Here is a 3,616-nt window from a genome sequence, read left to right as displayed (position 1 = left end):
GGTGCCGCCGGCGCCGGCCGTGTCGGAGTCGGCTTCGGCCCCGGCGCAGGTGCGGCTGCTGACGGTGGACGACGGCTCCGCCGGTCAGCGCCTGGACAACTTCCTGATCCGCGAGCTCAAGGGCGCGCCCAAGACGCTGGTCTACCGGATCATCCGGTCCGGCGAGGTGCGCATCAACAAGGGCCGCTGCTCGGCCGATTCGCGACTGGAAGTGGGCGACGTCGTCCGCGTGCCGCCGGTGCGGCTGGCGGAGAAACCCGCCGAGCCCGCCATCCCCGCCCGCGAATTCCCCATCGTCTTCGAGGACGAGCACCTGATCGTCGTCGACAAGCCCGCCGGCGTCGCGGTGCATGGTGGCTCGGGCGTCAGCTTCGGCGTGATCGAGCAGCTGCGTCGCGCGCGGCCGCAGGCGAAGTTCCTGGAGCTGGTGCACCGGCTCGACAAGGAAACCTCGGGCCTGCTGATGATCGCCAAGAAGCGCAGCGCGCTGACGCACCTGCAGGACCAGTTGCGCGACCGCGAAACTGGCAAGACCTACGCGGCGCTGGTGAGCGGCGCCTGGGCGAAGTCCAGGAAGGTCGTGGACGTCCCGCTGCTCAAGTTCGTCGGCAGCGACGGCGAGCGCTGGGTGCGGGCGGTCCCCAACCTGGGCGATCCACAGGCGGACCAGGCCAAGCGCTCGATCAGCCTGGTGAAGGTGATGGAGGCCCTCCCGGGCCGGACGCCGGACGACGCCGGCTACAGCCTGCTGGACGTGACCATCAAGACCGGGCGCACGCACCAGATCCGGGTGCACCTGGCCCACGAGGGCCATCCGATCGTCGGCGATCCGAAATACGGCGACTTCGAAGCCAACCGCGCGCTCGCGCGGGGCGCGCTGCGCTTCGACCGGATGTTCCTGCACGCGCGCCAGCTGCGCGTCACGCATCCCGCCACCGGCCAGACCTTGACCTTGAACGCGCCGCTGCCGCCCGAGTGCGAGACACTCCTGGCCGCGCTGCGCCGCCCGGCGCCCTGACGACCCGCCCCTGACGACCCGCCCCTTGACGCCATGCCTCAACGCTTCGACCTGATCGTCTTCGACTGGGACGGCACCCTGTTCGACTCCACCGCGCTGATCGTGCGCTGCATGCAGGCGGCCGCCGCCGACCTGGGCCTGGAGCCGCCCTCGCGCGAGCGCGCCGCCTACGTCATCGGCATGGGCCTGATCGAGGCGCTGGAATATGCGCTGCCGGGGCTGGACCGGACGCGTTATCCGGAGCTCGGTCAGCGTTATCGCCATCACTACTTCGCGTCCGCCCACGAGGTGACGCTCTTCGACGGCGTGCCCGGGCTGCTGCGGGACCTCAAGGCGCGCCACCACTGGCTGGCGGTGGCGACCGGCAAGAGCCGCCGGGGCCTGGACGAGGCGCTGGCCGCGGTCGAGATGACGACGCTGTTCGACGGCACCCGCACCGCCGACGAGACCGCCGGCAAACCCAACCCGCAGATGCTGCTGGAGCTGATGCGCGAGTTCGGCGCCGATCCCGAGCGCACGCTGATGATCGGCGACACGACCCACGACCTGCAGCTGGCGCGCAACGCGGGCTGCCCGGCGATCGCGGTGACCTACGGCGCCCATGCGCACGAGTCGCTGCGGGACTTCGAGCCGCTGCTGGTCGCGCACGACGTGCCGACGCTGCGCGACTGGCTGTTGGCCCACGCCTGAGGGCCCATGCCTGATTCCCCCGACCGTTCCCTCTCCATGTCCCCCGAGCAAGACCCGTCCCCCGTGCCGCTGTGCGCGTCCGCCGAGCTGGAGGAGCGCGGCCGCGCGCACACCTTCGACGTGCTGCACTTCCGCCAGCCGGCATCGGCCTTCACGCTGCGCTTCGATGGCGAGGTGGTCGGCTACCTCAACCGCTGTGCCCACGTCCCCACCGAGATGGACTGGCAGGAAGGCGAGTTCCTGGACAGCCGGAAGGAATACATCATCTGCAGCATCCATGGCGCCGTGTACCACCCGCGAGACGGGCGCTGCGTCACCGGCATGTGTGGCCGCATCGGCCTGACCAAGCTCGACGTGCGCGAGCGCGACGGCCAGGTCTTCTGGTATCCCTCCCGCGACACGCGGCCAGCCTTCGAGGATTGAATGAGCCAAGACAACGACTCCGACCTGCCGCGCCCGATTCCCGACGCGACGCCGCGGCCCGAGGACATGCTGAAGCCGGCGCCCAGCCCGGCATCCGCTCCTGCCCCCGCGACCGCATCGGCCGCGCCAGCCCCGGCGGCGCCCGCGACCGGCCTGCCCGGGCGCTATGAACACGTGATCGAGCAGTTCGCCCATGACTACCTGCGCGACCGCCGCAGCGACCGGCGCTGGAAGACCTTCTTCCGCCTGATCTGGGTGACGCTGTTCCTGCTGCTGGTCTGGTCCATGTTCTCGACCCGTCACCACGGCGGCGCGACCACCGGCCCGCACACCGCGCTGGTCGAGGTGCGCGGCGAGATCGCGCCGGACACCGAGGCCAGCGCCGAGCTGATCAACGCCGCGCTGAAGGCCGCGTTCGAGGACCAGGGCTCGGAGGCGGTGGTGCTGCGCATCAACTCGCCCGGCGGCAGTCCGGTGCAGGCGGGCATCGTCAACGACGAGCTCAAGCGCCTGAAGGCGCTGCACAACAAGAAGGTCTACGCGGTGGTCGAGGAGATCTGCGCCTCGGGCGCGTACTACATCGCGGCGGGCGCCGATGAGATCTATGTCGACAAGGCCTCGGTGGTGGGCTCGATCGGCGTGCTGATGGACGGCTTCGGCTTCACCGAGGTGATGAAGAAGGTCGGCGTCGAGCGCCGGTTGATGACCGCGGGCGAGAACAAGGGAATGCTGGATCCGTTCTCGCCGGTCACGCCCAAGCAGCAGGCCTATGCGCAGGCGATGCTGGACCAGATCCACCAGCAGTTCATCGCGGTCGTGCGCGAGGGCCGCGGCGCGCGCCTGAAGGAGACGCCGGAGATGTTCTCGGGCCTGTTCTGGAACGGCGAGCAGGCGATCAAGCTGGGCCTGGCCGACGGCACCGGCAACCTGGATTACGTCGCCCGCGAGGTGGTGAAGGCCGAGGAGGTCGTCGACTACACGCCGCGCGACAACGTCGCCGAACGCATCGCCAAGCGCTTCGGCGCCGCGATGGGCGAGGGCGCGGTGAAGGCGATGCGGTCGGTGATGACGATCCGTTGAACGGCCGGCGCACCATGCGCTGGTGCGCTGAACGCGGGAGCCGGTCCGGACCCCGCGCGGCGGCGACAATCCGCCGCTGACCCTCCGCCCGACCCAGCCATCGCTCGGCAGGCCTGTTCCCGTTTCCCTGTCTTCCAGGATCGACCATGAACATCGCCTTCCGTAGCGCCGTGCTGGCGCTGGTCCCGCTGCTGCTCGCAGCCTGCGCGTCTTCGACGACAGCCACGGCGACGGCCGCAGCCACGGAACGCTCAGCGGCCTCCGCCTCCCCCTCCGCCGCCTCGGTGGCCTCTCGCTCGGCGCCGACCGTCTCGGCGCCGGCCGCCCGGTCCGAACCGCCGTTCGTCCTGCTCGGCGAGCTCCACGACAACCCCGGCCACCACCGCGCCCGCGCCGAGCAGCTGC

The 3,616-nt window shown here is 70.7% G+C and carries 4 protein-coding genes and 1 pseudogene; all 5 read left to right on the top strand.

Annotated features, from left to right (window positions below; translation table 11 throughout):
• Position 1 precedes the first annotated feature (1 nt).
• The gene (locus tag FUT87_RS24575) at positions 2-1,018 is read left to right on the top strand and encodes an RluA family pseudouridine synthase (protein ID WP_404935443.1); all 1,017 of its coding nucleotides are present in this window, start codon (positions 2-4) and stop codon (positions 1,016-1,018) included.
• Positions 1,019-1,051: 33 nt separating this feature from the next.
• Positions 1,052-1,708 carry an HAD family hydrolase gene (locus tag FUT87_RS24570; protein ID WP_091726530.1) on the top strand — a complete coding sequence of 219 codons (657 nt, stop codon included), beginning with the start codon at positions 1,052-1,054 and terminating at the stop codon, positions 1,706-1,708.
• Between the two features lie 36 nt (positions 1,709-1,744).
• Positions 1,745-2,131: a Rieske 2Fe-2S domain-containing protein gene (locus FUT87_RS24565; RefSeq protein WP_147242690.1), complete on the top strand. Its 387-nt coding sequence runs from the start codon at positions 1,745-1,747 to the stop codon at positions 2,129-2,131.
• The gene (locus tag FUT87_RS24560) at positions 2,132-3,211 is read left to right on the top strand and encodes a S49 family peptidase (RefSeq protein WP_404935442.1); all 1,080 of its coding nucleotides are present in this window, start codon (positions 2,132-2,134) and stop codon (positions 3,209-3,211) included.
• 146 nt (positions 3,212-3,357) lie between these two features.
• Positions 3,358-3,616 (top strand): annotated as a pseudogene (locus FUT87_RS29370) (hypothetical protein); the annotation flags it as partial.

The organism is Mitsuaria sp. TWR114 (assembly GCF_007997345.1).
This window is presented reverse-complemented; position numbering and strand designations above follow the sequence as displayed.

Bases quoted from the DNA above. Each gene is read 5' to 3' on its own strand.
- FUT87_RS24560 (WP_404935442.1), top strand. From the start codon at position 2,132: ATGAGCCAAGACAACGACTCCGACCTGCCGCGCCCGATTCCCGACGCG.
- FUT87_RS24565 (WP_147242690.1), top strand. From the start codon at position 1,745: ATGTCCCCCGAGCAAGACCCGTCCCCCGTGCCGCTGTGCGCGTCCGCC.
- FUT87_RS24570 (WP_091726530.1), top strand. From the start codon at position 1,052: ATGCCTCAACGCTTCGACCTGATCGTCTTCGACTGGGACGGCACCCTG.